Origin of the sequence: Streptomyces avidinii, assembly GCF_014650695.1 — a bacterium.
Classification (GTDB): Bacteria; Actinomycetota; Actinomycetes; order Streptomycetales; family Streptomycetaceae; genus Streptomyces; species Streptomyces avidinii.
The window spans coordinates 487,366-512,991 of sequence record NZ_BMVL01000001.1; the positions used below are offsets into that span (position 1 = coordinate 487,366).

Below are 25,626 nucleotides of genomic sequence, written 5' to 3' on the forward strand. Positions count from 1 at the left end.
CACCGTGCCGGAAGCTCCGAGGCGCAGGAAGGGCGCACAGCAACGCACTGGGAGCTCAGAAGGGCTTCGGCCGGTTGCCTCGGAGGAAGGTCAGGCCTGGGACGGCAGGGATCAGCGGTTCGTCCCCTCGGAGATCTGCCGGGCGAGTTCGTCGACCACCTGCGGCACCATCGGGCGGGCCCCTTCCTCTTCCAAGGCAAGCGCAAGCGCCACCCGAACCGTTGAGAACGGCTGGCCGGCGTGCGTCGCCCACGTACGGTCTACGCCTCGTTCCATCTTCTTCAGGAACTCCGACACTGCCGGCATGTCCTTCTCGTACTCGCTCGGGTCCGCACTCATGGCCAGAGCCGACCAAATGAGCAGGTCGCCGTCAAGCACGCCAGAGCACTAGTTTAGAAGATCGCGTACGCGCCTACCCGCTCACCGGCCAAGTCTCTGACCTGCACGTTACCGCCAGCCTCCCCGCCTCTCCCCGACACTCCCGCCCGGAGACCCCCAGCTCGGGCACGTGGGGGACACGGCCCGCTGGGCCCTGGGGGACAGGACTGGCGAGCGGTATACGCGGTTGCGGCACATCCCTGCCGCATCGCAGGATGCCAGCAGGGGAGGGGCCATGGAACGACATCAGTTGATGCGACTGCTGGCCGGCGACGACGAGGCGTCGAAGGCTGCCCTGACGGTCCTCGCCGACGGCGCCGACTACGTCGTATGGGAGGGCGGGTCGAGGCGCTCGGACGGCCATGCAGGGGTCTTCGCGATCCGGCATCGATGCATGCAGCGGAAGGGGGTTGAGAACCTGGGATGGGAACGAGCGCTGGAACTCCTTCGTGAGTACGCTCAGCCCATCCGCATCGGGCAGATCACAGCCCCCAACAGGTCATGGATCTACACGATTTTCCTCACGGAAGACGGCAGCTCACTGGTGGCCTGCGCCGGCGTACGGCTGGCGGCCGAGCAGATGTCAGACCGCCCTGAGATCCTGCGCCCGTGAACATGACATGGGCCGACTTCTGGGCACTCATAGCCACCCTGAACGGCGAGGCCACCCAAGAGAGCTGTCAACGCCTGGCGGAGGAGCTGAGCCGTCGCCCCGTCTCCGACATCATCGGGTTCGCGGAACGCCATGCTGAGGCCCTCTACCGCCTGGACCAGGAGAAGTTCGGCACCCTTCCCGTGATCGACCTGACGGTTCTTGACGGCAGGCCGTTCCCGCAGTCGTCCGACGGCTTCCTGTACGCACGCTGCGCTGTGGTGGCCGCGGGGCAGTCCGTCTGGGAGAGCGTCTTCTTCGACGTCGACAAGTTCGCCCCTTACACCTCCACCGAGTGCGACGGCGAATGGCTGCTGTACGTCCCGGACCGGGCGTACGAGCTGGCCACCGGCGACGAGTGGGATCGTTCGACGCGGTACTGCTTCGAGAGCTACTCCAACCGGGACGGCTGGTCGCACCTGCAGAAATGAACTATCCCCTGATGGGGATCTCATAGACGATCTCGCACAGTGCGACGGGGACGACGATGTCCGCCGTCTCCACGGGCTGCCCCTGGTCGCTGTAGTAGGTCCGCCGGATGTGGGTCACCAGGGCCGCTTTCTGGATGCCCAGGAGCGAGGCCTACTCGGTCGTCGCCTGCCGCGGCTCCGGCTGTTCCACGACATGGCTGACCGTGATCCCGATCTCCGCCATGCGGTTCACCACTCCCGCCCCGGCATGCGGCCCGCCCTCAGGCAGAACGACGAGTGTGCCGGCGGTGAGCGCGTACGGCTCCCAACTCGTCGACAACTGCACCGGCCTGCCATCGGCAAGGAACTCGTACACCGTGCGCACACACAGCTCGCCAACGGCGATACCGAGACGCGCCGCGATCTCGGCCGGCGCGGGCACCTTCGCCTCGGTCCGACTCTCCCAGTTCCCCTGCCGCCCCAGGGCCTGCATGTCCGCACGGAACGGTGAAGCGCCGGGCTGCTCGCGAGCCGAAGAACGGACCACTCGTACGCGCTGACGGGGCTCCGCGACGTACGTGCCCGAGCCTGCCCGCCCCTCCAACACGCCTTGAGAGATCAACAACTCCTGCGCCCGACGGACCACGTTCTCGCCGACGCCACACTCCTCGGCGATCTGGGCCCGCGAGGGGAGCCGGTCGCCGGGTGTCCACTCGTGCTCCGCGATCCGCTGCCGCAGTACGTCGGCGATACGGAGATAAGGCGGCTGCTCAGGCATGTGGAAAATCTAGTCCACTAGCTCTAATCTAGTTAACTAGCTTCACTCAACGTGTTCGCTCGGCGACGGAGGCCTCGGTGCCCGCTTCGACAGCAAGGGCCAAGGGCATCGCCGCGCGACTGTCCGCCCTGGGGCTGACCACGCGGGTGGAGGAGCACGCCCGATACGCGTCGATCGAAGCGGAGGTACCGGAAGCGCTACCCGCCGCGTCATGGCGGGAGGTCCTGGAAGTGGTGGCGGAGGCCGATCGATTCGGGCTCGTCGCCAGCAGCTTGACCGGCCGCACCCTCTGGGCCGTCGTAAACAAAGCGGTCCCCGCGACGGGCGACGTCCGGGGACCTGGCCATCAGCGATAGGAGCTGATCAGCATGCACAACCGTATGGGCCCCACCACCAGCCGCACCAGTGGGCGGCACCACCCCACACCTCAACCCGCCGCCCAGGCGATGACCGCCTACCGGTCGAGCTCGTGCGCCATCGGCGCGCATCCCGAGTGCGCCCAGTCGTCCCCGGCCACCGCCCCCGTAGGCGTCCCGGTGATTTACGAAGCGTGCGACTGCTCCTGCCATGCCCCGGACGCTGCGCCGGCCCCGCAGCAGGTGAACCAGTGACGGGCTGGGCTCCCAGCGGCGCACTCGCTGCCAACGTCGAGATCACATCGATCAACGTGCGGCGCGGCGACGTCATCCAGATCGGCGGGCAGCCGTGCCGCGTGACGGACCTCCTCCAGCTTCCCGGCGGCGCCAAGCGGCTGTTCTTCGAGTCTGGTGAGGTGCTGACGATGCACGCGCGGAGCCGCCTCATCGCCCTCCGGATGATGAGGAAGTGGTGACTCGCCCCGTGACATCTCGCCGCCACGCCATCGCCGAAGACCTCCGCCACCGGATCTCATCTGGCTCCTTCAAAGCCGGTGGACGCCTCCCCTCGGAGACTCAACTCGCCACCCACTACGCGGTGAGCACCGCCACCCTGCGAAGCGCGCTCGCGCTCCTCCAGGGGGAGGGCCTGGTCGAGAAGATCCACGGCAAGGGCAACTTCGTCCGCCGCCCCCTCCGCCGGATCATGTACACCGGTGGTGCAGCCGCACCCGCCTTCTGGACCGCCTTCTCCGCTCCCTTACGGATGACCGCCACCCGCACCACGAACATCGAGGCGTCCAGCCACCTGACCACCCTCCTGAACGTGCCACCCCGCAGCAGCCTGACCGAAGTCCTCATCACCATCCACGAGGAGAAGACACCTCACGGCCTGGCCCACATCTATGTCCCCCAAGACCTCACGCTGGCCACCCCGCCCTCGCCCGGGCAGGCGGCAGTGCGCCCGGCAGACCTCCGTCCGCCACTGTCCAAAGTCCAAGAGCGCGTAAGCGCCCGCCTCCCGACCCATGAAGAGGCATCGACCCTCCGAATCAGCCCCTCGCTGGCGGTCCTCTCCCTCTCCCGCGTGGCAACCGATACAACCGGCCGCGTGATCGAGGCTTTCCTCCTAGTCCTCCCCGGCGACAGAGCGGACGCCGTCTTCCCCACCCGCTTCGCGACCGGGGAGAGGAGCTCAAAGGCGTGACCGAGAGCAACGAACTGCGCCTCCTCCCTTGGTCGGGCCCCGATGACAAGCCCTGTTACCTGAGCGCCGACGAGAGCGCCGGCTATCTGTCCCGCCTCGCCGACAGCACCGAAGAGATCCAACTCGGTCTGGGGGCTGAGCTCCTGGCCCACTCCGCGGAAGTACTCGCCGACAAGGACTCGGACGCCCAGGAGCTCCGCCTCCTGGCCTCGGACCTGTCTGACGCACTCCGCAACGCCGTCCGCGTGGCAACCAGCCGAGGCCACCGCCTCCCACGCCGAGACCAAGCCTCCTAGGGAGATCCGTCGTCTCACCTTTGCTAAGAACAACTGGCACGAGATAACGGAGCGGCCCCCGAGCATGTCGGGGGCCGCTCCTGCGCACACGGCTCCGGAGGCCCCGTGAGTCTCACGCATGTCGGCAGGTCAGGGCAGCGGCAGTGCCCCGGTGACCCCTGGCCGTCCGCGAATAGGCCGCAGCTTGCAGAGAGCATTGTTCATGCGCTGACTCGGAACACAGCCACCCCGCACCGTAGTACCCGCCTCCGTGCGTTTCCCCAACATTCCCCGCGCGGAGACTCCCCGCTCGGACATGTGGGGGGACACAGACGATGAGCGTCCTTCGCCGTTGAGGCACATCCCTATGGCGCCGCAGGAAGCAAGAAGGGGCAGCGCGGGGTGCAAGGGGCAGTCTCCAGAGTCTGCGCCAAGACAGACTCCCGCGCAGTAGGTTGGGTGGTCCCCGATCGAGTGCAGCAGCGAGGTTCTCCGGTCTATGTCGTCGCCTTTGGAAATCCCCCCGTTGTACGCAGTCCTGTTCGCTCCGGGAGCCGGGGAGGGTCGCGACCAGGACAGGTTGCCGTACGCTCCTGTATTGCTGGAGCGGCCAGACCCTGCGGATGCGACTGTGCCTCACGGCCTGTCCAAAACGGTGGCCACCGCGCTGCCTGGACTCTGGTACTGCCTGCACCTGCCCGCCGCGCTCTCAGATCTAGTCGATGTCGATGCCTGGATGCTGAAGGCAGCCCAAAGCCTGCGCCTCGACCACAACATCCTGTTGGTGCCGATCGACTGCTTCGACGAGGTTCTGCTCGGTTACCACCTGCAGCATCACCATCCCGTTGTCGCTATCTGTCCGGACGAGCTGCTGGACGAGGCCCGGCAGCGGGCCTCGTCACTGGGATTCGTGTTGCCTACGACCCCCTACTCAGAACTTTGCGATGCCACGCTCACAGCGCAGTGGGATGCCATGCACGAGCACTTCATCCCCGATCTGCCGGCGCTGACCGGGGAGGTGTCCCTCACTCGCCGTCTGGACCTGGCCGCTCTCACCCTGCCTCACCGCAGGCTGGCCCGGCAGATGGGGTGGCCTACCGCAGAGTTGGCCGTCCAAGACGGCACGAGCGTGAGCGGGGTGCTCGCGCAGGTCCTCAATGGTCAGACGCGCTTGGCGGCCGTTGCACGCCTAGAACGAGAAGGGGCTTCCCACAGCGAGGCAGGCCGCCGCTATCCGCAGACGGTACGGGAGGAAGCAGCCCGATTGCGGGTACCCGTGGCACTGGGCCTGCCCGGTGTCGCTCCGGCCTATGCCCGCAACGCCTACGACGCCGAGTTACGGCGCCGGACAGGGACCCAGCCAGCCGTCGATCCGGACGACACTTGGTCGGTCACACTTCACGAACGCCCCGATCACATGGTGGAGCGAGCAGCCGTCGAGTTCGCGGTGACACATCAAGCCGTCGCGAGCAGCGGGCTGGGACTCATGCTGCCTACCGTGCCCCCGGAGGCTTTCGTCATCCTTGCCGAACTCGAACGGCACTTTCTCACCACACACAGCAGCGCTGCGGTGAGACGCCTGCTTACACGGCTCAACGACGCTGCCCAGCCACTGTGGAGCAAGGAGGTGATGGTCGCAATCCAGCGCGCCTCTTACCTGACGGTGTTCTCCGACTTTCCTCTCGGGCTGTTGACCATGCCCGGGGACAGCGCCCCGCTGTGCGCACGTCTGCCCGTCACCTACCGGCCGCTGGACCCTCTGACCAGGACGGTGCAGCAGCAGGTTGTCGCCCCGCCGGGCCTCAGCCTGAATCACACCATCAAGGTCTTGGTAGCCGAGTGCATTCCCGTAAGCGACCCAGTGGGACGTATCTCGCGAGGAGGGTGGAGCCTGGCCCGCGAGACCGCCGCACCCCAAGCGAGCAATCTCACCATCATCCAGGATGAGACCCTCACTCTCCAGGCTCTCCAACAGTCCGTGGCTGAACACCGCCCCGACATCCTTGTTATCAGCGCCCACGGAACGATGATCGGCAACATGGCCGCGCTGGTCATCGGTGACACACCGCATCTGGACCTCGGCCTCACCCGCATGCCGCCTGTGGTCATGCTCAGCGCCTGTCATGTCGCACCCCGTGGTTCCGGCGCCGTGGCCATCACTGATCTCCTGTTGCGGGAAGGCGCCTTGGCGGTGCTCGGCACGCAAGTCCCCGTTGAGGTGACGCGCAACGCCATCCTGATGGGTCGGTTCCTCGTATACCTCGCTGAAGAGATTGCGAACCCCGGGCAGTTCGCCACCATCCTGGAGGTGTGGCATCACGTGCAGACGTCGAACGCGGTCCACGACATCCTTGACGGAAGTCCCAGCCTCAAGGCGTGGGCCAGCAGCGTCACCATCAGCGGCCACTCTGTGATCGCCGAGTTCAAGAGCAACCGGGCATCCGGCCGTCTCCGTCCGCCACACGTCTACGAGGACACGGAATACGTCCTGGGTGAGATTGCCGATGAGCAGGGCCAGGGCGACCGTGTACGCAACTGGTTCCGCAGGCCCGGCTACGTCCCCGAGTCGCTGTTCTACGTCTTCGCAGGCCGCCCCGACCGCATCTACCTATCCTCGCTGGAGCAGCAGGTCGAACAGGCTCACCCCGGGCGATAGTTGCTCAGCTCGCTCTGGCTTGGCGCAGTTACGCCTGCCCTTGGCTCAAGTCGAGGAGAAGGTGAGCGCCCGACTCCCGACCGCGGAAGAGACAACGGCCCGCCGGATCGGTGCCTCATTGGCGGTCCTCACGATCACCCGCGTGGCGACCGATACTGCCGGCCGCGTGGTCGAAGCCTCTTACAGGTACTCCCCAGTGACAGAGCGGACGCACTGTTGACCACCCAGAGCATGACCGAGGAGAGGACCTCGACAACATGACGCCGAGCAACGAACTGCGCCTCCTCCCATGGTCGGGCCCCGACGGATAGCTCTGCTTCCTGAGCTCCGACGACGACAACAGCTTCCTGTCGCGCCTGGCCGACGACGCTGAAGAAGCACAGCTTGGGTCGGGAGCCCCAATCCTGGCCCACGGATGCGAAGTGCTAGCAGACCCGGAGGTGGACCTGGACGAAACTCGCCTCCTGGCCAGCGTTCTGATCGACGCCCTTCGAGACGCGATCCGAGTAGCCACCAGCCGAGGTTGCTGCCTTACACACCCTTCCCAGAGAAGGCCTGAAGGACCGGCCCCTGTGTAGGGACTGCCGCCCGACTAGTATCGGGCTCCAACACGGAGCGGCCCCCAGCTTTGCGGGGCCGCTCTTCGCTGGCTCAGACGGTTTCGACTGCCGAATACCTCCGCTTAAGGGCGCGCTGACTGATTGGGTTGCCTGTGTTGCCGTCTACCGTTGGGCTGCGAGCTTCGGTGGGCCGTCGGCGGGGAATCGCTCGCCGAAATTTGATCAGGATGGGGTTTGGCCGAACCGAAATCCGAGCAGGGTGTCTTCCGGTCGCGAGTCTCCCAGCTGCAACCTCACATGATCTTTCCATCGGAGTCCGATCTCGTGGAGATCCGTGAGTGGCAGATTGTCGCTATTAATGAGTGCGATGTATTGAAAGTTCAGATTCTCACTACCCTGCTTTGCGTAATTCAGTGCAAGGGCGATCTGGCGTTCATCGACACCTTCGAACAGCAGGCTGTCGTGGATCAGGAACCCAGCCCTCCGCTTTGCTCCCTGCCAGACTTGTGCAAGCGAAATATCGTAGGAGTAGATCCCCATCAGGTCTACCCCATTTGAGCCACGGCGCTGCATCTTCGTCTCGAAGATGAATCCGTTCTCGTTCAAGCCGAAGTTAATCTCTCCAGGTTGGCCATAAAGATACTGGGTTACCTCGACGAATCGAGAAGTAACCGCCGACCATTTCGGTCGCCGCTCCGATCGATCCAATAGCGCACGGCTGAGCAGAGCCTGGCGACCCGACGCAACTGTTGCTTCTTTGGCGGCTGAACTTTCCAGGCTGGTGATTCTTTTTTCAATTTCTTCGAGACGCTCTTGTGTTCGTCCCAGGCGAAACTGGAGCTGGCCCAGGTCCTCGACTGCGCCGCCCTCATTGAGAAGTCGCATCAGTTCTGCGCGCTGATTATCTAGGAGGTTGAGCCTGTCGGTAATCGCGCTAGCCCGCGTTCGGAGGCGGACGATCTCGTTTTGCAGGTACTCCTTGCGATGCGTCGTCACTTCGTTGTGGAATCGAATAACATCAGAGAGATCTCTGCTCAAGCTGTCGGGGAACAGTAGCCCCGCTTCGTTGTAGATGTCCTTGACTCGACTGATCTCCCCGGCCGACTCTGAAGACATTTGCTGTTCGTATCTTGAGATCTTCTGTGTGAGGATACTCGACTCGTTCACAAGTTCGCGCATTTCGGTTGTGAGGAGTCGAGTCTGGTCTTCAACTGCTGAATATTCTGGAACGATTCGAAATTCTGCCACTTGACTGCGTAGACGCTGCTGATCCGCAATAAGCCTAACCTGCTCATTTTCCAATGCGGCTAGCGTAGAGCGCTTCTGTAGTGCGGAGTCTGGCGACGGCGTCCGAACCATCTTTTCCTGGTCTTTCAGTACCTGCCACTCCGATGCATGCCGCCAATTCAGTCCAACCAAGAATGCATTGTAGACCTGCTTCTGGTAGCTGCGGATTTGGCGGGATGTCGTGAATGGATCCAGGTAGGCATCCCGGCCAGACCGGGCGAAGTATGAGACCAGTGAGCGGAACGTCGGCGCGTACTTCTCTGTAGCGGTCTCTTCTGTGAGGCCGAAACAGATTTGGCCGAGAATATCCTTCCAGGTCTTAGTGGAGATTTCGATCTCGCCATTCAGGGAGACCTTGACTGCATCCATCAACGGCAAATCGCGCGCCGAATTGGTCAGAACTACGGCAGTTGCCTTACTCAGGGATCGCCGTACGGTGAAGATGGAATCTCCATACTCCAGGCCAAGGGAAAATTCCCAGTCGTCGTCACGGAGCTGGTGAATGATATTCTTCTGTGTCACGGAAGATCCGAGACAGAAGTGGATAATCTCGACAAGGGTGCTCTTGCCGACCCCATTTCGCGAGTCGCGATCGGTGGAGGCTTCACTTCTCTCGGCGATGATCAGGTTGAGGCCATCCGTGAATTCTACCTCCCGGAATGACTCCTTGTTGGCGCTCACCTTCCTGATTTTTAGTGACGCCATGACAGGGTTCCTTTGTCCAGGTCTACAATTCCGACGGTGTACAAGAAGTCGAGGCAGAGAATGAACCTCTCGTAAGAGATGTCATCTCCTATTTCTCGTACCTCATCCCACAGTGATGAGACTGTCGTACTGTTCTTTCGCAATGCGAGGATGGAACTCGCCTGGCCTAGGATCGAGTTCTTTGTGTTGACGTACTTATTGGGTGCAATCATGGTGTGGTCTCGAAAATGTCGCAGACCTGGAACAGGTGGGCAAGCACGGCCAGGCCGGCTGCGTGGCGCTCGAAGTCTGTCGAACCTCCGGCAGCAAAATGCTCCAAGAGGACAAAGAGGCCGTCGCCCTTGACGCCCGTGCTCCGATGCTTGTCGTACTCTTGTCGGAACCCTGCGATCAATCTGGGAGGGAAATCTGGATCGACGTGAGTGACCATGCTCTGCAGGTAGCTTGCTACAAGTGGAGCCTGCATAAGTCCCATGGTTATCTTCTTTGAGCTGCTGGGACCGAGGTCATTCAGGTCGATTTTGTCGCGAGGGGGTAGCGAGTTGAAGGCCGTCGAATCTGCGAGCTCGCTGGAAATGATCCGCTTGCACACTACCTCAAGCTCGGGGAACCTGATGTCGCTCATCTCATTCTCAAGATTCCTGTCCACCCAGTCGAGGTGATCATTCTTCATGGCTCTTAACGTATCGTCAGGGTAATCGTCCGGTTGGCCGTCCACGAGTCGATGGCAGGCGGCGCACAAGAGTAGTAGATTCTCGAAGGAATTCCTGTCCTTGTCGGACACGGTGGAGTCGGCGCGCGGGCCTTCGTCCGAGAAAGCCAAGATGTGTGCAATGTCGCCGATTATGGTGGTGGTGCTTTGTTCCGTAGCGGGATGGATCAGTTTCCTTCGACATGACGGAAACGCGCAGCGGCCGGCAGCGGAGCCGAACAGTTGCTTGATCGTTTGCTCGGTGTAGGACCTTGATGCCATGCTCCCCCCAACTTTGCTACGTACAGGCTATGTTCGCGGGCTGTCCGATGCCAGATCAGGGCCACTCCAACCCTCTGACGAGTGCATAGGAGTGCTGTGCAGTCCGGTCTGCGGATGGGCGGGTGAACCGGAGCACTCAAGTGCAACGCGCTGGGCAACTTAGGTCGGCGGAGCGGCTTTGGCCGGTGTCCTGCCCGGTTTGGGGTCGAGCATGATCAGGGGGCCGTACGCTAGTTGGCAACTCGGTCAGGTCTTTGGGCCTGACCGCAATGTGATCGAGTGGCCCCCTGGTCTTGCTCGACGCGGGACCCGAACCGGGGAGGTGGGTAAAGCCGTGGAGCCGACCGCCCCAGCCACAGAGGGTTTCTCCACCACCAACCCGAGCCGTAGGCGTGCGGCCGACGGTCGGGCTGGAGCGGGGCGGAGACAGGAGCGCAGGCCCGGGCGACGGGCCGCGCGCGCCGCGCGTGCGCGGCGGGTGCCTTGATGAAGTAGGGAAAGTCTTACCGCACCGGCTCGGCGCGGAACTCGTCGACGAGCTCGAAGAACAGGTCTACGGCCGGTGTACCCGCCGCTTCGGCTGCCCGCTCGATCTCCACGGCCCAGCCCAGCGCGCTGGCGTATCGCATGCCGAGTCGAGGCCACAGCCACTCGCTGAAGGGTCCGAAGTGTTCGAAGTCCGTCATGCTCAGAGCGCCGTGTATCTCCGAGGCGACGCGGTACCCGTAAAGGATCGACTGAAGATCCAGGAGAGAAGATCGGCGCAGGAACATGCTTGACCGCAGTCGGACTTCGTCCAGAAAGTCGTAGACGTCGCGCAGCTCGCTTACCGGTCTGGGTGCAGGCCTCTTCTGGGGTGAGGCCGTCATGCTGATGCCCTGAGAAGGTGGCGGCCGTCGTGGCTTCGGACATGGGGGCCTGCGTCGTCCAGGGCGTCCAGGAGGCGGATCGCGAAGACCTCGGCCATCTGTTCGGAGATCTCTGCCGGGGTGAGCCAGGCAACCGCGGTCGATTCCTCCGAGGTGCGCTCGGTTCCGCCGGATGGCTTGCAGCGGAAGACCAGGGCGACGATGCCTCGCGACGTGTTCTTGTAGACCCCTGTGAGCTCGTTGACCTCGACCTCGATGCCCGTCTCCTCCAGGACCTCGCGGCGGACGCCGGCCTCCGGGGACTCGGTGAGTTCGAGGACTCCGCCCGGCAGTTCCCAAGTCCCGTTATCCGCTCGACGGATCGCCAGGAGTCGGCCGTCCTCGCGCAGCACTGCCCCGGCTACGGACACGGAGTGCAGTGGCGTTGACTTGTCCTGCGGGGAACCCGTACTCATGTACAGGAGCATAGGAGGAAGAGAAGGACTATGGGAACCGCAGTAGGAGGTGGCAGGGCCGTACCTCGGTACGTGCAGATCGCCGACGACATCGTTCAGCAGATCCGGGCCGGAGTGCTAGGTCCTGGCGACATGGTGCCGAGTGAGTCCGAGCTCGTGGAGCGCTACGGCGTCGCGGGCGGGACGATCCGTAAGGCCATGGTGGAGGTCCGCGCGAGCGGCCTGGTGGAGACGCGGCATGGCAAGGGGTCGCTCGTGAAGGCCCGGCCGCCGGTACGGCACCGGTCCTCCGACCGCTTCCGGCGTACGCACCGGCAGGAGGGCAGGGCGGCCTACCTCGCGGAGTCCGCGCAGTCCGGGGCCGAGGCCAAGGTGAGCGTGCTCTTCATCGGGCCCATGGAAGCGCCGGAAGAGATTGCCGAGCGGCTCGGTGTTACCGAGGGGACTCAGGTGCTCGCCCGGCGTCGGCTGTACTTCCGGAACGGCACGCCGGTCGAGACGGCGAGCTCATACCTGCCGTGGGACGTGGTGAAGGACATCCCGGAGCTGTTCGCCGAGAATCCCGGCCCTGGCGGCATCTACGCACGGCTGGAGGATCACGGTCACGTCTTCGCCGAGTACGTGGAGACGCTCCAAGCCCGGCCGGCCTCCAAGGCCGAAGCAACCGAGCTGTCACTGAGCCCCGGCGCCCCGGTGGTGCATCTGCTGCGCAACGCGGTCACGGAGGAAGGCCGAGTGGTGGAGGTCTGCGACACCCTCATGGCCGCTGACCAGTTCGTCTTCGAGTACCGGATTCCTGCGCGCGACTGACGTCCGCTCAACTCCCCCCAGCCCGCTGCGAGTTTCTCTTCGTAGCGGGTTGACTCATGTATAGGAGTCAGGCACTCTTCTTCATGTCACTCATATACATGAGTGACGGAGTCGAACCTCTATAGAGGAGTGATCTTCTGTGCGTCAGATTCCCGTCGACACCACCGGCGCGACCGTGATGGTCGCCCAGCCCCCGCAGCTCAAGATGCGCGACAAGAAGACCGGTCAGGTCGCCGTCGACAACGAGAGCGGCAGCAGCCTCATGACCGTCGACGTGCTGTTCGTGATGAACGGCAACGCCGAGGTCATCTCCGTGACCGTCGCGGAGCCCGACATCTCCGGCGAGCTGGCCATGGGTACCCCGGTCGCGCTGACCGGCCTGGTCGCCCGTCCGTGGGAGAACGAGTTCAACGGTCAGAAGCGCCACGGGATCAGCTTCCGCGCCGTCGCCGTCACCTCACTCGCGAAAGTCAGCTGACCGTGGCCGTCTTATGGGTCACGTTGCCGGTGCTCCTCGTGACCGCGCTCATACTGCGCTGGCTGCGGCCCACCTGGTACTGGATGACCTTCGGGGTTACCTGCGCGACCATCCGGGTCCTGGTCCGCTACCGCTCGGTGATGGACGCCTGCGGACTCACCGTCCCGCCCTCCCGCTGGAGGCTGGCACTCGCCCGGGTCGCCAACCGGCCCGTGCCTGAGGCCCGTTCGCCGCGCATTCTGCGGCTGCGGCCCACCTCGACCGGCCTGGTCCTACGGCTGAAACTGCGGCCCGGACAGGACGCGTTCGACTTCTCCGCCTCCTCCGACCGGCTACGGCACTCCTTCACCCTGCACAACGTCGTCTCGCGGGAGGTCCGCTCCGGCGTCGTCGAGCTGCGGATGACCGGATACGACGTACTCAAGCGGGTGCGGATGCCAGCAAATCCGCCCCCCGAGGTGCTGCGGGTTCCCGTGGCCCTGCGGGAGGACGGGGAGGTTCATCACCGGGACTATCGGCAGGTCCCACATGCCCTGAACGTCGGGGCGACCAAGTCGGGGAAGTCTGTGTACCAGCGCACCTTGGTGGCTGGGCTGGCGTCGCAGAGGGTCGCGCTCGTCGGCATCGACTGCAAGAACGGCGTGGAACTCTCGCCCTTGGCGCGCCGGTTCACCGCCCTTGCCGACAATCCCGCCGAGGCGGCTGAACTGCTGGCCGCCCTCGTCCAGTACATGGGCAGGGTCTACGAGGTCATCCGCGCCGAGCAGCGCATCAGCATCGACCTGCCCGATGCCGAGATCACCGCCGATATCTGGGACCTGCCCGCGCACCTTCGCCCCGTCCCCGTTGTGCTGCTCGTGGACGAGGTCGCGGAACTCGCCCTCGCCGCGAACAAGACGGAGGAGATCCGGCGGGACCAGATCGTGACGGATCTTGTCCGCCTCGCTCAGCTCGGCCGCGCCGCCGGCATTCACCTGGAGATCTGCGGCCAACGCTTCGGCTCCGAACTCGGCAAGGGCATCACCATGCTCCGCGCCCAGCTCACCGGCCGTACAGCCCACCGCGTCAATGACGAGACCTCGGCGAACATGGCCTTCGGAGACATCTCCCCGGACGCCGTCCTCGCCGCCGTACAGATCGACAAGGATCGCCCCGGCAGCGCCGTGGCCGGTGACTCTTCCGGCGGCTGGTGCCGCATCCGGGCCCCACACACGACGCTGCGACAGGCCGTGGACATCTGCAACGCCCACGCGCACCGCACCCCGGAAATCCCGGAGCTGGAGCCGTTCCGGCCGGCGCTCCCGGCCCGCGTCCTCGTCGGCAAGGTCCAGCCGAAGACCGCGTCGGCACCTGCCTTCTGATCACTCGCCCCACTCGGTCGGCGCGGCCTCATCGCGCCAGGTCCCTACCCACCCCTTGCCTGAAAGGAGGTGAAGACCATGACTCGGCTGGTCCGCCCGGACGCCGTCCTCGTGCAGGCCGTCATCGCCGGAGCCCTCTCCTTCGCCCACCTTCACGACCTCGCCGAAGCCGCCGGACAGGACGGCTGGAAGGCCTGGGCCTACCCGGTCAGCGTGGATCTGCTCCTCGTCGCCGCCTGGCACCGCCTGCGCACCCTGCGGGACGCGGGGGAGCCCTCACGGTCGGCCTGGTCCTGGTTCGCGGTCGCCCTCGCCGCCTCGCTCGGCGCGAACGTCGCGACCGCCGGCCTCCTCGACCTGGGCGACGTCCCGGACTGGCTCCGGATCCTCGTCGCTGGTTGGCCCGCGCTCGCCTTCCTCGGCGGCACGCTCCTGGTCCACCGGCCTACGTCGCCCCACCAGCCGGATCCGGAGCCCGCCCCGGCGCCCCAGCCCGTGGTCGAGCGGGAGACAGAACCCGGCGTACAGGCCGACTCAGTCCCGGCTCTGCCCGCCCCGCCCCCAGCACCGCCCGCTGCCGCGCCTGCGGTCACCGCTCCGCCCGCGCTCGTCGCCCACGCCCAGAAGATCGCCGCCGACCACCGCACCCGTACCGGCTCGGACATCGACACCGACACGCTGCGCGCCCGGCTCGGCGTACCGCCCCCGATGGCCGAGGCCATCGCCGCCCAGCTCACCTGAGGAGATCCCATGCCCGCCCGGATCAACTTCCGCTCACTCATGAAGATCGGCCCCGTCCAGATCGGCACCTACCGCGACCGCCACGGCCGCAACAAGGACGCCGCGGTCTGCACCACCGACGGCTGCGGCTGGTCCTCCGACTACAGCTCCTCGACCGCCGCCCAGCTCGCCGCCCGCTCCCACCGCTGCCGCGTCAGCTGACCCGAAAGGCCAACGCCATGGACGTCCCGCTCTGGTTCGCCCTCCTCGCCGTCGGAGTGCTCGGCGTGAAGCTCATCCGCCCGCCCTGGTGGCTCGTCGCCGTGATCCTCCTCGGCGGCTTCCTCCTGGCGGACAGCTTCCTCGCCCCGGCCATCGACACCGCGATCAACAAGTAACCGCCTCGGAAGGAGAACGGCCATGTTCAAGCCCAAGTACCCCAGCCCCGACAGGTACACCCCCGCGACCATCCGCCCGACCCCGGCGCTCGTCGAGCACTCCGAGTCGGCCCCGGCCCCGGCCCCGGTACACAGGAAGTCCTCGACTGCCCTCGGTGGCCTGGTCCAGAACTCGCCCGGTACCGCGCTCGCTCTCGCCGCCGGCGGAGTCGCCGGAGTCCTTGCCCTGGCCTCCGTCGCCGTCTCGCTGCTTCTGGCCGTCGCGGTCACCGCCGTCGCCCTGTCCACCAGCGGCGTCGTCCTGCTCTTCCTCGTCCGCGCCCTGCGCCAGGAGTTCAAGAGCCGTTGACCGGCCCCGGGACGGCCTCAACCGCCAAGTTTCCGCCGTCCCGGCGCCGCGCTCCTGCCCGATCCAACGAACCGGAAGGAAGCACCATCATGTCCCAGCCCACCGTTGCGCCCGCCGAGGTATGCCCCGACTGCGATGGTTTCCCCGCCGTAAAGATCACTTTCGGCGGCCGTGACAGTACCGACGCCCTGCGCACCATCACTGCCCACTGCCCGGCCTGCCACGGCACCGGCAACCGCCGCTCCATCCGCCCTCGCCGGACGGTGACGGCGTGACCAACCCCGCGACCCTCTCGGACCTGGACCCTGGCCTCCTCGGCGACATGCTGAAGGTGGCCGGGGCTCCCGGTTACGCCCGCTGGGAAGACCAGATCCGCCGCACCGGCGGCTGCTCCGACCCGATTCACGTCACTGGCTGGACAGTCGCCAAGGACAAGACCTCCGGCGAGCTCCTGCACCGGTACTCCACCGAGAACGAACCCGGCGCACGCCTCCGCATCGCCTGCGGCAACCGCCGCGCGTCTCGCTGCCCCGCATGCGCGTGGACCTACGCCGGGGACACGTACCACCTGATCCGGGCCGGGCTCGCCGGAGACGATCGCCGCGACATCCCCGCCACCGTCCGCGAACACCCCCGCGTCTTCGCCACCCTCACCGCCCCGTCCTTCGGCCCGGTCCACAACCGCCCCGCCGGCCGACCGTGCCGCTGCGGCAAGCACCACCAGGAGGACGCCGCCGAACTCGGCACCGCCCTCGACCCGACCACCTACGACTACGCCGCCGCCGTCCTCTTCAACAACCACGCCGGACAGCTATGGCAGCGCTTCACGACCCGGCTGCGCCGCGAGATCGCCGCCTACGCCGGACTGACCCAGCGAGAGCTGAAGGAGGAAGCCCGGATCTCCTACGGCAAGGTCGCCGAGTTCCAAAAGCGCGGCGCCATCCACTTCCACGCCGTGATCCGCATCGACGGACCCGCCGGACCATCCAGCCCGCCGCCCTTCTGGGCCAGCACGGAACTCCTCGACCGCTCGATCCGGGCCGCCGTAGCCCACACGTACACCTCGGTGACGGTCCCGGCCGCCCCCGACCAACCCGCTCGCACCTTCCGGTGGGGCGCGCAGCTCGACGTGCGGCCCATCAAGGCCTTCGGTAACGGCTCCGACATCACCGAGCAGGCCGTCGCCTCATATGTCGCCAAGTACGCCACCAAGGCCGCCGAGAACACCGGCACCCTCGACCGCCGGATCGGCAACCGCGAGGCCCTGGTCCTCCTCGACGTCCCCGGCCACACCGCCCGCCTGATCGAAGCCTGCCTAGACCTGGACCCGCTCTACCCGGACCGCCGCCTCGCCGCCTGGTCGCACATGCTCGGCTTCCGCGGCCACTTCTCCACCAAGTCCCGCCAGTACTCCACCACCCTCGGCGCCCTCCGCCAGACCCGCGCCGACTACCGCGCCGCTCAGGAACGCGAAGCCCGTGGCCTCGGCGACATCGAGCCGGACACCGTCCTCGTCCTCGCCTCCTGGCAGTACGCGGGCCACGGCCACTCCCCCGGCGAATCCGTCCTGGCCGCCAGCATCGCCCGGGACATCCAGCTCAACCGCCAGACCGCCCGCGAAGCCCTGCCCGACCAACTCGCCGTGGAAGGAGCCGCGTCATGACCACTGCCACCGCCGAACTGCTGACCGTGCCCGAGGTCATGGAGCTGCTCAAGCTCGGGCGCTCAACCGTCTACGACCTCATCCGATCCCGGCGGCTCGTGTCCATCACCATCGGCCGGGCCCGCCGCATCCCCGCTGACGCCGTCCGGGAGTTCATCGACCACGAGATTGAGGAGGCTGCCTGATGGCCGCCCCGCGCAAGCGCAACCCGAACGGCGCCGGCACCATCACCAAGCGCAAGGACGGTCGCTACATGGCTGCCGTGTACGTCCTCCAGCCCGACGGCAGCCGCGCCCGGAAGTTCGCCTACGGCAAGACCTGGACCGAGTGCGACACCAAGCGCCGCGAGTTGCTCGCCAAGGTGGACCAGGGCGTGCCCGTGCCCACCCGGTCGGCCAAGCTCGCCGAATGGCTGCCGTACTGGCTGGACCACATCGTCAAGCCACACCGGAAGCGCACGACGTACGCCAAGTACGAGACTCATGTCCGGCTGTACCTCGTGCCGTTGCTCGGCACGAAACGGCTGGAGTCCCTGAGCGTCGCCGACGTGCGCAGGGCCCTGGTGCAGCTGCAGAAGCAGACCAGCGCGGCGACGGCCAAGGAGTCGCATCGGGTGCTGCGTACGGCCCTCGCCGCCTCCTGTCGGGAGGAACTGGTCAGCCGGAACGTGGTGTCGCTCGTCGAGCCGCCCAAGGTGCACGTTCGGGAGATGTCGCCGTGGGAGCTGGACGAGGCCCTCGACTTCCTAGCCGCCGCACGCAAGGACCCGTTGTACCCCGCCTTCGTCCTCGCCATCGCCCTCGGCCTCCGGCGGGGTGAGCTCGTCGGGCTCCGGTGGGAGAACGTGGACCTTGACAAGCGGGAGGTCCGGGTTCGGAGTCAGAGGCAGCGCGTTCGTGGCGAGTCCTACGAGGACGACCCCAAGGGGCGGCGGCGTCGGCAGACCCTGCCGCTGCCCGGGATCTGCATCGCTCCTCTGCGCTGGCAGCGGATGCGGCAGGCCGCTATGAGGGAAACCGCCGGCGCCAAGTGGGAAGAGACCGGGTACGTGTTCACCACCCGGACCGGGCGACCCATCGAGCCGCGGAACGTCTACCGGTCCTTCACCCGAGTGGCCAAGGACGCCGGGCTCCGGGTGATCCGGCTGCACGACGCGCGGCATGGGACCGCGACGTTGCTGACCGCCGCCGGCGTTCCGCCCCGGGTCGTGATGGAGATCCTGGGACACTCCCAGATCGCCGTGACCATGAACGTCTACGCGCACGTCGTCCAGGACACGCAGCGAGAGGCGGTCGGGCACATGGATCGCCTGCTCAGGACCCGGCGCGACCGCTCCTGACTGCATCCGTTGATGTCAGATGTAGATGTCAAAGGCCCCCAACCGTGATCGGTTGGGGGCCTTTGTGCTGGTGGGCGCGGACGGTTTCGAACCGCCGACATCTGCTTTGTAAGAGCAGCGCTCTACCCCTGAGCTACGCACCCGTGGATGAGTGGACAGCCTACATGGCGGGCACACCCCCCACGCAAACCCGTTCCCGTGGGGGAGAATGGATCGGGGCATGGCGGACACGGTACGGGAGAGGGATTGTGACGACGGCATCCCGGCGGTGGTTCGGTGGGCGGGACGAGAGTCGGCGGGCGGATGCGCAGGCGGCGAAGGATGCTGCCGCAGCCGCGTTCTACGAGCTGGATACGGCGCAGCGGGATCTGCGGATCTCGATCGAGACGATCGCCGCGGCGGACGGGTCGCCCGCCGCGCGGCAGGCGACCGAGGGGTTCGCCGCGCTGGGGCAGCGGATCGACCAGGTCAGTCACGTCTACATCCAGGCGGTCGACGCGCACGACCTGGACCGGGCCGAGTTGGAGGCTTCGGTCGCCACGCGTGCCCGGGACGAGCTGACCCGGGCGCGGGACGAGCTGGTGCGCGTACAGGGGGAACTGGAGCGGTTCGCGCAGGGGCTGCAGCCGCTGCTGGACAAGGCCGAGACGCAGCTCGCGCGGGTCGCGCCGGCCCGGGAGCGGGCCAAGGCCGCGCTGATCGGGGCCAGTGACGCGCTGGACGCCGTACGGGCGAAGGGGATGCGGGCCGATGATCTGGCGGCGCGGCTGGCGGCGCTCGGCCCGGAGCTGACCAAGCTGAACCAGGGCGCGGCCCAGCACGGGGTGCAGGAGACGGTGCAGCGCGCCGACCGGATTCTGCGGGACGCCGAGGCCATACGGGCCGAGGTGACGCGGCTGCCCGAGCGGGCGGCGGAGATCGACCGGCGGCTGGTGAGTCTGCGGACGCGCGCGCAGGCGTTGCGCAACCGGGCGGACCGGGTGGATCCGGTGCTCAGCGAGCTGCGCCGGCGGTTCAGTGCGGCCTGCTGGCAGGACCTGCAGCACGTGCCGGACCAGGCGGTACGGGACGTGGCGCGGGCCGAGGAGCAGCTGCGGGAGGCCGGCCGGGCCCGGGACGAGCAGCGTTGGGCCGATGTGGGGGAGCTGATCGAGGCGGTCCGCGGCTCGCTGGAGGCGACGGACGAGGCGGTGTCGGCGGCGCAGGACCGCCTGACGCGGCTGGAGGCGGTGGCGCGGGACCCGCAGGCGGAAGTGGACCGGACCCGCTTCGCGATCCGGGACGCGCAGCGGCTGGCGATGGCGGGGCGCAGTGTGCCGGATCCGCGGCACGCGCGGCCGCTGGACGATGCGGTGGCCCGGGTGGGCCGGGCGCTGGAGGCTCTGGAGGGGCGTCACCCCGACTACTGGGCGTTCCTGCTGGAGATGGAGGACGTACGGGGTTCCGTGAACCGGGTGGTGAGCGGGATCCGGGCGGAACGCGGCCACGGATAGGACCGCGGAAACGGCTGAGGGCAGGGCTGGCTGATCTTGCCGGTTGGGCCCGCGGCGTTCCGTGAGCGGCCCCCGTTTGTTTCGTGGCGTCCGGCGACGGATGCTGGGAGGTGCCGGGAACGGAGCAGAGGAGGGCACCATGGCTGCCCACACCACCCACCAGCCTCCCGCGGCGCATGAGCCCTACGTGGCTCACGCGGCGTACGGGTGCACCGAGCCGCACGAGCATTACGCGCCCTACGTGGCCCACGAGCCCGATCCCGATGCCCCTGCTCCACCGCGTTTCGCCGACACGGTCTCCCGCCGCATGGAGCGCGCGCTGCATCCGGTCAACGCCCGGCTCGACGATCATCTGCCCACGGACCACAAGCTCAGCCAGGTGTACCGGGTCGGGGCGGGTCTGACCGGCCTGCTCCTGGTGGTGTTCGGGATCCTGGGGCTGATCAATCAGATCGGGTTCTTCGACACCGGCGGGGACACGGTGCTCGCGCTCAACACCAATGGGGCGCTGAGCGTCCTGTCGATCTGCATCGGTGCGCTGCTGTTCTTCGGGATGGTGGTGGGCGGCACCTTCGCCTCGACCCTGAACATCGTGCTGGGCGTGCTGTTCATTGCGAGCGGTTTCGTGAATCTGGCGCTGCTGGACACGGGGCTGAACTTCCTGGCCTTCCGGATCCAGAACGTCCTGTTCAGCTTCGTCGTCGGTGTGATGCTGATGTGGTTCGGGATGTACGGGCGGGTGGGAAGCGCCCTGCCGCACGACAATCCGTACTGGCGTGCACGCCACCCCGAGCAGGCGGCCCGGGAGGACCGGGCGCGACGCGTTCCGGGGCGGGCGCCGGTCATGCACGGCCGCTGTCCGTAGCCGCCGCGCCTGGCCGCCGGACGTAGCCGGCATGCGTGGTCGTCGCCGTGCGTGGCCGCGCCGTACCCGGCCGCCGTGCATGCCCGCGCCGTACCTGGCCGCCGTACCCGGCCGCGCCGTACGTAGCGCGCGGCGGCCGGGCCCGCTTAGCCTGTGCGCATGCCTCGATACGAATTCCGCTGCCGGACCTGCGACGACACCTTTGAGGTCAGCCGACCCATGGCCGAGTCCTCCGCGCCCGCCGACTGCCCGGCGGGACACGCCGACACCGTGAAGCTGCTGTCCGCCGTGGCCGTGGGCGGCGCGAGCAGCGGCGCCCCCGCGCCCGCGATGGGTGGCGGCGGGGGCGGCTGCTGCGGTGGTGGCGGCTGCGGCTGAGCCCACAGCCCGGGCCGGCGGTCGGGAACATCAGCCGCGGGAACATCGGCGGCGGGAACGCCGGCGGCCGGAACCTCAGCGTTTGCGCGACAGGGTCAGGCCGTCCGAGATCGCCAGGAGGACGGAGTCCATGCGCGCGTCGGCCGAGACATGGTCGTTGAAGGCGCGGACGCCGGCCGCCGAACCGGTGGCCGACTCGTCGAGCACCGTGCCGTGGTACAGGGTGTTGTCGGTGACGATCAGGCCGCCCGGACGCAGCCTCGGCACCAGCTCCTCCCAGTAGGCGATCTGGCTCTCCTTGTCCGCGTCGACGTACGCCATGTCGATGTGCGGTTCGGTGGGCATGGCGCGCAGGGTCTCCAGGGCCGGTGCGATGCGCAGCTCGATGCGGTCCGCGACGCCCGCCTCCTCCCAGGCCTGCCGGCCGTACTCCGTCCACTCCTCGGAGACGTCGCAGGCGATGAGGCGGCCGTCGGCGGGCAGTGCCTGGGCCATCGACAGGGCCGAGAAGCCGGTGAAGGTGCCGACCTCGACGATGTGGCGGGCGCCGGTCAGCCGGACCAGGAAGGCCAGCAGCGGGCCCTGCTCCTCGGCCGACTGCATCCCGGCAACGTCGGGGAACTTGGCGTAGGTCGTCGCCACGAGCCCCCGCTGGACCGGGTCCAGCGGGGGGTTGTGGTCGAGCATGTACCGGTAGAGCTCGTCGGTGATCTTGGTGCTGTTGCCCTTGGTCATGCGTCCAGTCTGCCGAGTCGGGCGGCTTCCCGGGCGAATGCGCGCACGATTTCCTCGCCCGCCAGGACGCCCGCCGTGGCCAGGGCGGTCACCGTCGGCGCCGTCCAGGCCGCGTCGGCCAGTTCGCCGTGGCCCGGGCGCCAGGCGGCGTCCGCCGCCAGCAGCAGGTCCGCGTCGAGCAGGGAGTCGCCGGCGGCGAGGGTGGTGGTGGCTCCGGTCCGGCGGGCGACCTCGTACATCGCCGCGCTCTTGGTGAGCGGGCGCGGGACGGCGTAGATCTTCCGGCCCTGGAGGGAGACCGCCCAGCCGCGCGCCTCGGCCCACTCGGACAGGGCCTTCACCCACTCGTCCGGGACCAGGGCTCGCTCGACGACGAGGTACGCGAAGAGGTCCTCCGCCAGGCGCGCCTTGCGCAGCCACGCCGGGTCGGCGGTGGACAGCAGGTGCTGGTGCACCTCCTCCAGGGGGGCGCACTCCTCGGCCAGGCGCGCGGCGACCTGGCGCCGCCAGTCGCGGTCCGGTACGCCGTCGACGAGGAGCTGCCCGCCGTTGGCGCAGATGGCGTACGGGGCCGGGCGGCCGGGGAAGCGGATGCGCTGGTACTGCTTGCGGGTCCGGGTGGTGGTGGGGACGAAGACCACCGAGGGGTCGGCCGTCAGCTCCGCCAGCAGTTCCGCCGCCGTCTCCGTCATGTAGGACAGCGGCTTGCTCTCGTGGACCTCGACGCACAGCAGCCGCGGGGCCACCGGGTCGGGCATGGTCAGACCGAGGGCGGCCGTCGAGTAGATGAGCGTACGGTCGAGATCACTGGCTACGAGGACAGTCACTTCGAGGCCACAGCCTTTCCGTCGGCGCCGGTGGCGCCGCGCGTGAATCGGGGGTGGATGAGGCCTACGCACGTGTAGGGCAGGCCGTCGACCTCTTCCACCGGTACGCCGCGCTGCTCGGCGAGCAGCCGTACGTGGTCCAGGTCGGCCCCGGCGCCGCGCTGCGCCAGGATCTTCCACGGCACCCTGCGCAGCAGGACGCGGGTGGTCTCGCCGACGCCGGGCTTGACGAGGTTCACGTCGTGGATGCCGTACTCCTCGCTGATCCGTTCGACGGCCGCCCAGCCCTCCCAGGTGGGCGTGCGGTCGGCGGCGAGGAGTTCCTTCACCTCGTCGTCGACGGCTTCGGCCACCTCGTCGAAGTGGGCGGCGACGGTGTCGACGAACTCGACGGAGACATCGGCCCCGGCGAGCTCGCGGTAGAACTTCGCGCCGTGGAAGTCGGCGGGACCGACGAGGTCGGACCTCAGCACGGTACGCGAGATGAGACCGGAGACGGTGGAGTTGAGGCAGGCGGACGGGATCAGGAAGTCCTCGCGGGTGCCGTACGTGGGCACGCAGGAGCCGGGGTCGGCCAGGACGACGATCTCCGGGTCGAAGCCCGGGAACTCCTCCAGGGCGACCTTGAGCTCGCGGGTGATGGCGCCCTTGCCGGTCCAGCCGTCGACGAAGACGACGTCGGCCGGGTCGTGGTGGGCGGCCAGCCAGCGCAGGGCGTTGGCGTCGATGCCGCGGCCGCGCACGATGGAAACGGCGTAGTGCGGCAGGTCCAGGCCGTGGCGGGCGCGGGCCCAGCGGCGCATCAGTACGCCGACGGGGGTGCCGGCGCGGGCCAGGGAGACCAGGACCGGGGACGGGGAGCGTTCGGCGAGGACGGTCTCGGTGACCGTGCCGACGGCCCGGGCGACGCGAACGGCGGAGGTGGCCAGGGCGCTCCGGTACAGCTCCTGGTACTGGGGGGACGGCTGGTACTCGACGGGCAGGGACTCGGCGTAGTGCGCGCCACCGGCCTGGATCGCCTCCTCGCGCTCCTCCGTGGGTGCCTCCAGCTCGATGTCGGAGAGGTCCTGGAGCAGCCAGCCGACGTCCTCGGCGGCGTACGAGGAGAAGGCGGGGCCGCGCAGCGGCTCGCGCAGGGTCGGCTCCGTGAGCTCGCGCGCGGTGGGCTGCTCCATGAGCTCCGTGGGCTCCATGAGCTCGGTGGGCTCCATGAGCTCGGTGCGCTCGGTGCGCTCGGTGCGCTCGGTGGGCTCGGTGGGCTCGGTCATGATCGGCTTCGGCTCCCGCCGGTCGGGTATGTAGGACGGGACGACGGCCAGGACGACGCGGCCGGTGTGCGGGGCGAGGGCCGCCAGCAGTCCCGTGTGCAGCTCGGGGGTGTCCCCGGCCGAGTCCACGACGGCAACGACGGCGTCGAAGCCGGTGCCGTCCGTGCGGTGGACGTTGTAGGCGTAGCGGTCGCCGAGGCCGTCGGCCGGGGCGTCGTGGGCCGGGAAGACCAGCCGGGTGCGGATGGCGTAGCCGGGGTCGTCCACGGCGAGGACGGGCGAGCGGGTGGTGGTCGAGAAGCGGACCTCGGAGGCCGCCCCCGCCTCCTCCAGGGCCTTGGCCAGGCGCAGCGGCGCGTACATCAGCTCCTCGTTGCCGAGTACGAGGATCCGCGCCGGGGAGGCGTCGCCGAGCGCGGCGGCGATCCGGCCGGTGAGGGCCGGCAGGGCCTCCTCCAGCCGGGCTCGGTGCGCGGCGGTGAAGCCGTGGCGGCCGCCGTCGGGGACCCCCGCCGGCCAGTACGGGCCCAGGTCCACGCGGGTCGGCCGCTGCGGGCCGCCCGCAGGTGCCGCCCGGCCCGGCAGGGCGGGGCCGGGCGCGGGCTGCGCCTCGTACTCCTCGACCAGGGCCCGGCCCTTGGCGAGGACGCCGTCCGGGAGGGACACGGTGCCCGAGGCGAGGGCGATCAGGTCCACGCGGGCGCCCAGCTCGGCGGCGAAGGCGGTGAGCCGGTCCCGGTCGGCGGCGGAGCGCATGTCGACGAGGGCGACGACCACGTAGTGCGAGCGGGGGTGGCGTGCGTGCAGGTCGCGAATGGTGTTCAGGACCGTGTTGCCGGTGGAGAACTCGTCGTCGACCAGGACCAGGGGCCCGCTGCCTGCGAGCAGCCGCGGGTCCTCGGGCAGCAGCAGGTGCGAGGTGGCGTGCGAGTGCGCCTCCTCGAAGCCGCCGGCCTGTTCCACGCCCGGCACGGGGCGGCGGGTGGAGTGCAGGTAGGGGGCCGGGCCCAGGCCGTCGGCCACGCAGTGGCCGAGCCCGGTGGCGGTCTCGGCGTAGCCGAGGACCACCGCGGTCGCGGCCCCGTCCTCGCCGAGCAGGTCCCGGACGCGTTCGCCGAGTCCGAAGCCGGCCGCGTACACGACCTCCGGGGACTGCGGGACGTGCTTGCCGAGCACCTGCGAGACGAGCAGGTGGGCGCGCTTGGGGTTGCGCCGCAGGGCCAGTCCGAGCAGCTCTGTCAGCCGCGGACCCCCACCGGAGTCCTCCAGGCTCACGCCCAGCCGGTCCGCGACCCAGGTACCCGACCACACCGCTTCGATCGTCTTGCCTTTCCTCGTCATCGTCATTGTCCGTGGCGCCGCCGGCTTCCGCTCGGGCGTG

32 protein-coding genes, 1 tRNA gene and 1 pseudogene are annotated in these 25,626 nt (G+C 67.9%); 23 read left to right on the forward strand and 11 right to left on the reverse strand.

Translation table 11 applies throughout. The features are described 5' to 3' along the window. Positions 1–111: 111 nt before the first annotated feature. Positions 112–378, reverse strand: a complete 267-nt coding sequence (locus tag IE257_RS02255; protein WP_189963963.1) for a hypothetical protein — start codon at positions 376–378, stop codon at positions 112–114. Positions 379–613: 235 nt separating this feature from the next. On the opposite strand from IE257_RS02255, the gene IE257_RS02260 reads away from it, so the two are divergent. Next, the gene (locus IE257_RS02260; RefSeq protein ID WP_189963965.1) at positions 614–991 is read left to right on the forward strand and encodes a hypothetical protein; all 378 of its coding nucleotides are present in this window, start codon (positions 614–616) and stop codon (positions 989–991) included. 2 nt (positions 992–993) lie between these two features. Next, entirely contained in the window at positions 994–1,461 is a 468-nt protein-coding gene (locus IE257_RS02265; protein WP_189964756.1) for a DUF4240 domain-containing protein, read from the forward strand. A 1-nt stretch (position 1,462) separates the two neighbouring features. Here IE257_RS02265 and IE257_RS02270 read toward each other — a convergent pair. Beyond that, positions 1,463–2,218, reverse strand: a pseudogene (locus tag IE257_RS02270) (GntR family transcriptional regulator). A 77-nt stretch (positions 2,219–2,295) separates the two neighbouring features. On the opposite strand from IE257_RS02270, the gene IE257_RS37790 reads away from it, so the two are divergent. The 7 genes from IE257_RS37790 to IE257_RS37800 all read left to right on the forward strand — a co-directional run bounded on the left by IE257_RS37790 (position 2,296) and on the right by IE257_RS37800 (position 6,932). Further along, positions 2,296–2,574 (forward strand): hypothetical protein, encoded by a 279-nt coding sequence (locus IE257_RS37790; RefSeq protein ID WP_229920069.1) that lies wholly within the window; start codon positions 2,296–2,298, stop codon positions 2,572–2,574. Between the two features lie 12 nt (positions 2,575–2,586). After that, entirely contained in the window at positions 2,587–2,829 is a 243-nt protein-coding gene (locus IE257_RS02275) for a hypothetical protein (protein WP_189964815.1), read from the forward strand. Continuing rightward, positions 2,826–3,050 (forward strand): hypothetical protein, encoded by a 225-nt coding sequence (locus IE257_RS02280; RefSeq protein WP_189963967.1) that lies wholly within the window; start codon positions 2,826–2,828, stop codon positions 3,048–3,050. Before IE257_RS02275 ends, IE257_RS02280 begins: the two co-directional genes overlap by 4 nt. A gap of 8 nt (positions 3,051–3,058) precedes the next feature. Continuing rightward, positions 3,059–3,781, forward strand: coding sequence for a GntR family transcriptional regulator (locus IE257_RS02285; RefSeq protein ID WP_189963969.1), 723 nt, complete (start codon positions 3,059–3,061; stop codon positions 3,779–3,781). Then, the gene (locus IE257_RS02290) at positions 3,778–4,077 is read left to right on the forward strand and encodes a hypothetical protein (protein ID WP_189963970.1); all 300 of its coding nucleotides are present in this window, start codon (positions 3,778–3,780) and stop codon (positions 4,075–4,077) included. The genes IE257_RS02285 and IE257_RS02290 overlap by 4 nt, the downstream gene beginning before the upstream one ends. 577 nt (positions 4,078–4,654) lie before the next feature. Beyond that, entirely contained in the window at positions 4,655–6,712 is a 2,058-nt protein-coding gene (locus IE257_RS37795) for a CHAT domain-containing protein (RefSeq protein ID WP_229920070.1), read from the forward strand. A gap of 61 nt (positions 6,713–6,773) precedes the next feature. Continuing rightward, on the forward strand, positions 6,774–6,932 hold the full coding sequence (locus tag IE257_RS37800; protein ID WP_229920071.1) for a UTRA domain-containing protein: 159 nt from the start codon (positions 6,774–6,776) through the stop codon (positions 6,930–6,932). A 562-nt stretch (positions 6,933–7,494) separates the two neighbouring features. On the opposite strand, the gene IE257_RS02300 is transcribed toward IE257_RS37800, so the two are convergent. The 5 genes from IE257_RS02300 to IE257_RS02315 form a co-directional block, all read right to left on the reverse strand. Then, a complete protein-coding gene (locus IE257_RS02300; protein ID WP_189963972.1) occupies positions 7,495–9,240 on the reverse strand; it encodes a DUF2326 domain-containing protein in 1,746 nt (581 codons plus the stop codon). Positions 9,241–9,251: 11 nt separating this feature from the next. Continuing rightward, positions 9,252–9,476, reverse strand: coding sequence for an ABC-three component system middle component 6 (locus IE257_RS39270; RefSeq protein ID WP_372453025.1), 225 nt, complete (start codon positions 9,474–9,476; stop codon positions 9,252–9,254). Next, positions 9,473–10,237 (reverse strand): hypothetical protein, encoded by a 765-nt coding sequence (locus IE257_RS02305; protein WP_189963974.1) that lies wholly within the window; start codon positions 10,235–10,237, stop codon positions 9,473–9,475. The genes IE257_RS39270 and IE257_RS02305 overlap by 4 nt, the downstream gene beginning before the upstream one ends. A 503-nt stretch (positions 10,238–10,740) precedes the next feature. Next, positions 10,741–10,923: a hypothetical protein gene (locus IE257_RS02310; protein ID WP_189963976.1), complete on the reverse strand. Its 183-nt coding sequence runs from the start codon at positions 10,921–10,923 to the stop codon at positions 10,741–10,743. Between the two features lie 179 nt (positions 10,924–11,102). Further along, positions 11,103–11,573: an NUDIX hydrolase gene (locus tag IE257_RS02315; RefSeq protein WP_189963978.1), complete on the reverse strand. Its 471-nt coding sequence runs from the start codon at positions 11,571–11,573 to the stop codon at positions 11,103–11,105. An 18-nt stretch (positions 11,574–11,591) separates the two neighbouring features. On the opposite strand from IE257_RS02315, the gene IE257_RS02320 reads away from it, so the two are divergent. The 11 genes from IE257_RS02320 (at position 11,592) to IE257_RS02370 (ending at position 18,679) form a co-directional block, all read left to right on the forward strand. Next, positions 11,592–12,371 carry a GntR family transcriptional regulator gene (locus IE257_RS02320; protein ID WP_189963981.1) on the forward strand — a complete coding sequence of 260 codons (780 nt, stop codon included), beginning with the start codon at positions 11,592–11,594 and terminating at the stop codon, positions 12,369–12,371. Between the two features lie 139 nt (positions 12,372–12,510). Continuing rightward, positions 12,511–12,849, forward strand: coding sequence for an SCO3933 family regulatory protein (locus IE257_RS02325; RefSeq protein ID WP_189963982.1), 339 nt, complete (start codon positions 12,511–12,513; stop codon positions 12,847–12,849). A 29-nt stretch (positions 12,850–12,878) separates the two neighbouring features. Continuing rightward, positions 12,879–14,210, forward strand: a complete 1,332-nt coding sequence (locus IE257_RS02330) for an FtsK/SpoIIIE domain-containing protein (protein WP_229920099.1) — start codon at positions 12,879–12,881, stop codon at positions 14,208–14,210. A 78-nt stretch (positions 14,211–14,288) separates the two neighbouring features. Beyond that, entirely contained in the window at positions 14,289–14,951 is a 663-nt protein-coding gene (locus IE257_RS02335; protein ID WP_189963984.1) for a DUF2637 domain-containing protein, read from the forward strand. Between the two features lie 9 nt (positions 14,952–14,960). Beyond that, a complete protein-coding gene (locus tag IE257_RS02340; RefSeq protein ID WP_189963986.1) occupies positions 14,961–15,152 on the forward strand; it encodes a mobile element transfer protein in 192 nt (63 codons plus the stop codon). A gap of 17 nt (positions 15,153–15,169) precedes the next feature. After that, positions 15,170–15,328, forward strand: coding sequence for a hypothetical protein (locus IE257_RS02345; protein WP_107084747.1), 159 nt, complete (start codon positions 15,170–15,172; stop codon positions 15,326–15,328). A gap of 22 nt (positions 15,329–15,350) precedes the next feature. Next, the gene (locus IE257_RS02350) at positions 15,351–15,677 is read left to right on the forward strand and encodes a SpdD protein (protein WP_189963988.1); all 327 of its coding nucleotides are present in this window, start codon (positions 15,351–15,353) and stop codon (positions 15,675–15,677) included. 89 nt (positions 15,678–15,766) lie between these two features. Continuing rightward, complete coding sequence (locus tag IE257_RS02355) at positions 15,767–15,952, forward strand: hypothetical protein (protein ID WP_189963990.1); 186 nt, start codon at positions 15,767–15,769, stop codon at positions 15,950–15,952. Continuing rightward, positions 15,949–17,340: a replication initiator protein RepSA gene (gene repSA / locus IE257_RS02360; protein ID WP_308277853.1), complete on the forward strand. Its 1,392-nt coding sequence runs from the start codon at positions 15,949–15,951 to the stop codon at positions 17,338–17,340. Before IE257_RS02355 ends, repSA begins: the two co-directional genes overlap by 4 nt. Next, positions 17,337–17,525 (forward strand): helix-turn-helix domain-containing protein, encoded by a 189-nt coding sequence (locus IE257_RS02365; protein ID WP_189963992.1) that lies wholly within the window; start codon positions 17,337–17,339, stop codon positions 17,523–17,525. The genes repSA and IE257_RS02365 overlap by 4 nt, the downstream gene beginning before the upstream one ends. Next, on the forward strand, positions 17,525–18,679 hold the full coding sequence (locus IE257_RS02370; RefSeq protein WP_189963994.1) for a tyrosine-type recombinase/integrase: 1,155 nt from the start codon (positions 17,525–17,527) through the stop codon (positions 18,677–18,679). The genes IE257_RS02365 and IE257_RS02370 overlap by 1 nt, the downstream gene beginning before the upstream one ends. 68 nt (positions 18,680–18,747) lie before the next feature. Here IE257_RS02370 and IE257_RS02375 read toward each other — a convergent pair. After that, positions 18,748–18,822 (reverse strand) — tRNA-Val (locus tag IE257_RS02375). 105 nt (positions 18,823–18,927) lie between these two features. Here IE257_RS02375 and IE257_RS02380 point away from each other — a divergent pair. The 3 genes from IE257_RS02380 (at position 18,928) to IE257_RS02390 (ending at position 21,415) form a co-directional block, all read left to right on the forward strand. Beyond that, the gene (locus IE257_RS02380) at positions 18,928–20,172 is read left to right on the forward strand and encodes a coiled-coil domain-containing protein (RefSeq protein ID WP_189963996.1); all 1,245 of its coding nucleotides are present in this window, start codon (positions 18,928–18,930) and stop codon (positions 20,170–20,172) included. A 307-nt stretch (positions 20,173–20,479) separates the two neighbouring features. Then, positions 20,480–21,037: a DUF4383 domain-containing protein gene (locus IE257_RS02385; protein ID WP_189964762.1), complete on the forward strand. Its 558-nt coding sequence runs from the start codon at positions 20,480–20,482 to the stop codon at positions 21,035–21,037. Between the two features lie 159 nt (positions 21,038–21,196). After that, the gene (locus IE257_RS02390) at positions 21,197–21,415 is read left to right on the forward strand and encodes an FmdB family zinc ribbon protein (RefSeq protein WP_189963998.1); all 219 of its coding nucleotides are present in this window, start codon (positions 21,197–21,199) and stop codon (positions 21,413–21,415) included. A gap of 75 nt (positions 21,416–21,490) precedes the next feature. Here the strand turns inward: IE257_RS02390 and IE257_RS02395 are convergent, their stop codons facing one another. The 3 genes from IE257_RS02395 to IE257_RS02405 are packed head-to-tail and all read right to left on the reverse strand — an operon-like array spanning position 21,491 to position 25,586. Next, positions 21,491–22,150: an O-methyltransferase gene (locus tag IE257_RS02395; protein WP_189964000.1), complete on the reverse strand. Its 660-nt coding sequence runs from the start codon at positions 22,148–22,150 to the stop codon at positions 21,491–21,493. Next, complete coding sequence (locus IE257_RS02400; protein WP_189964002.1) at positions 22,147–22,977, reverse strand: HAD family hydrolase; 831 nt, start codon at positions 22,975–22,977, stop codon at positions 22,147–22,149. Before IE257_RS02400 ends, IE257_RS02395 begins: the two co-directional genes overlap by 4 nt. After that, entirely contained in the window at positions 22,974–25,586 is a 2,613-nt protein-coding gene (locus IE257_RS02405) for a phosphoribosyltransferase (protein WP_189964004.1), read from the reverse strand. Before IE257_RS02405 ends, IE257_RS02400 begins: the two co-directional genes overlap by 4 nt. Positions 25,587–25,626: the final 40 nt, after the last annotated feature.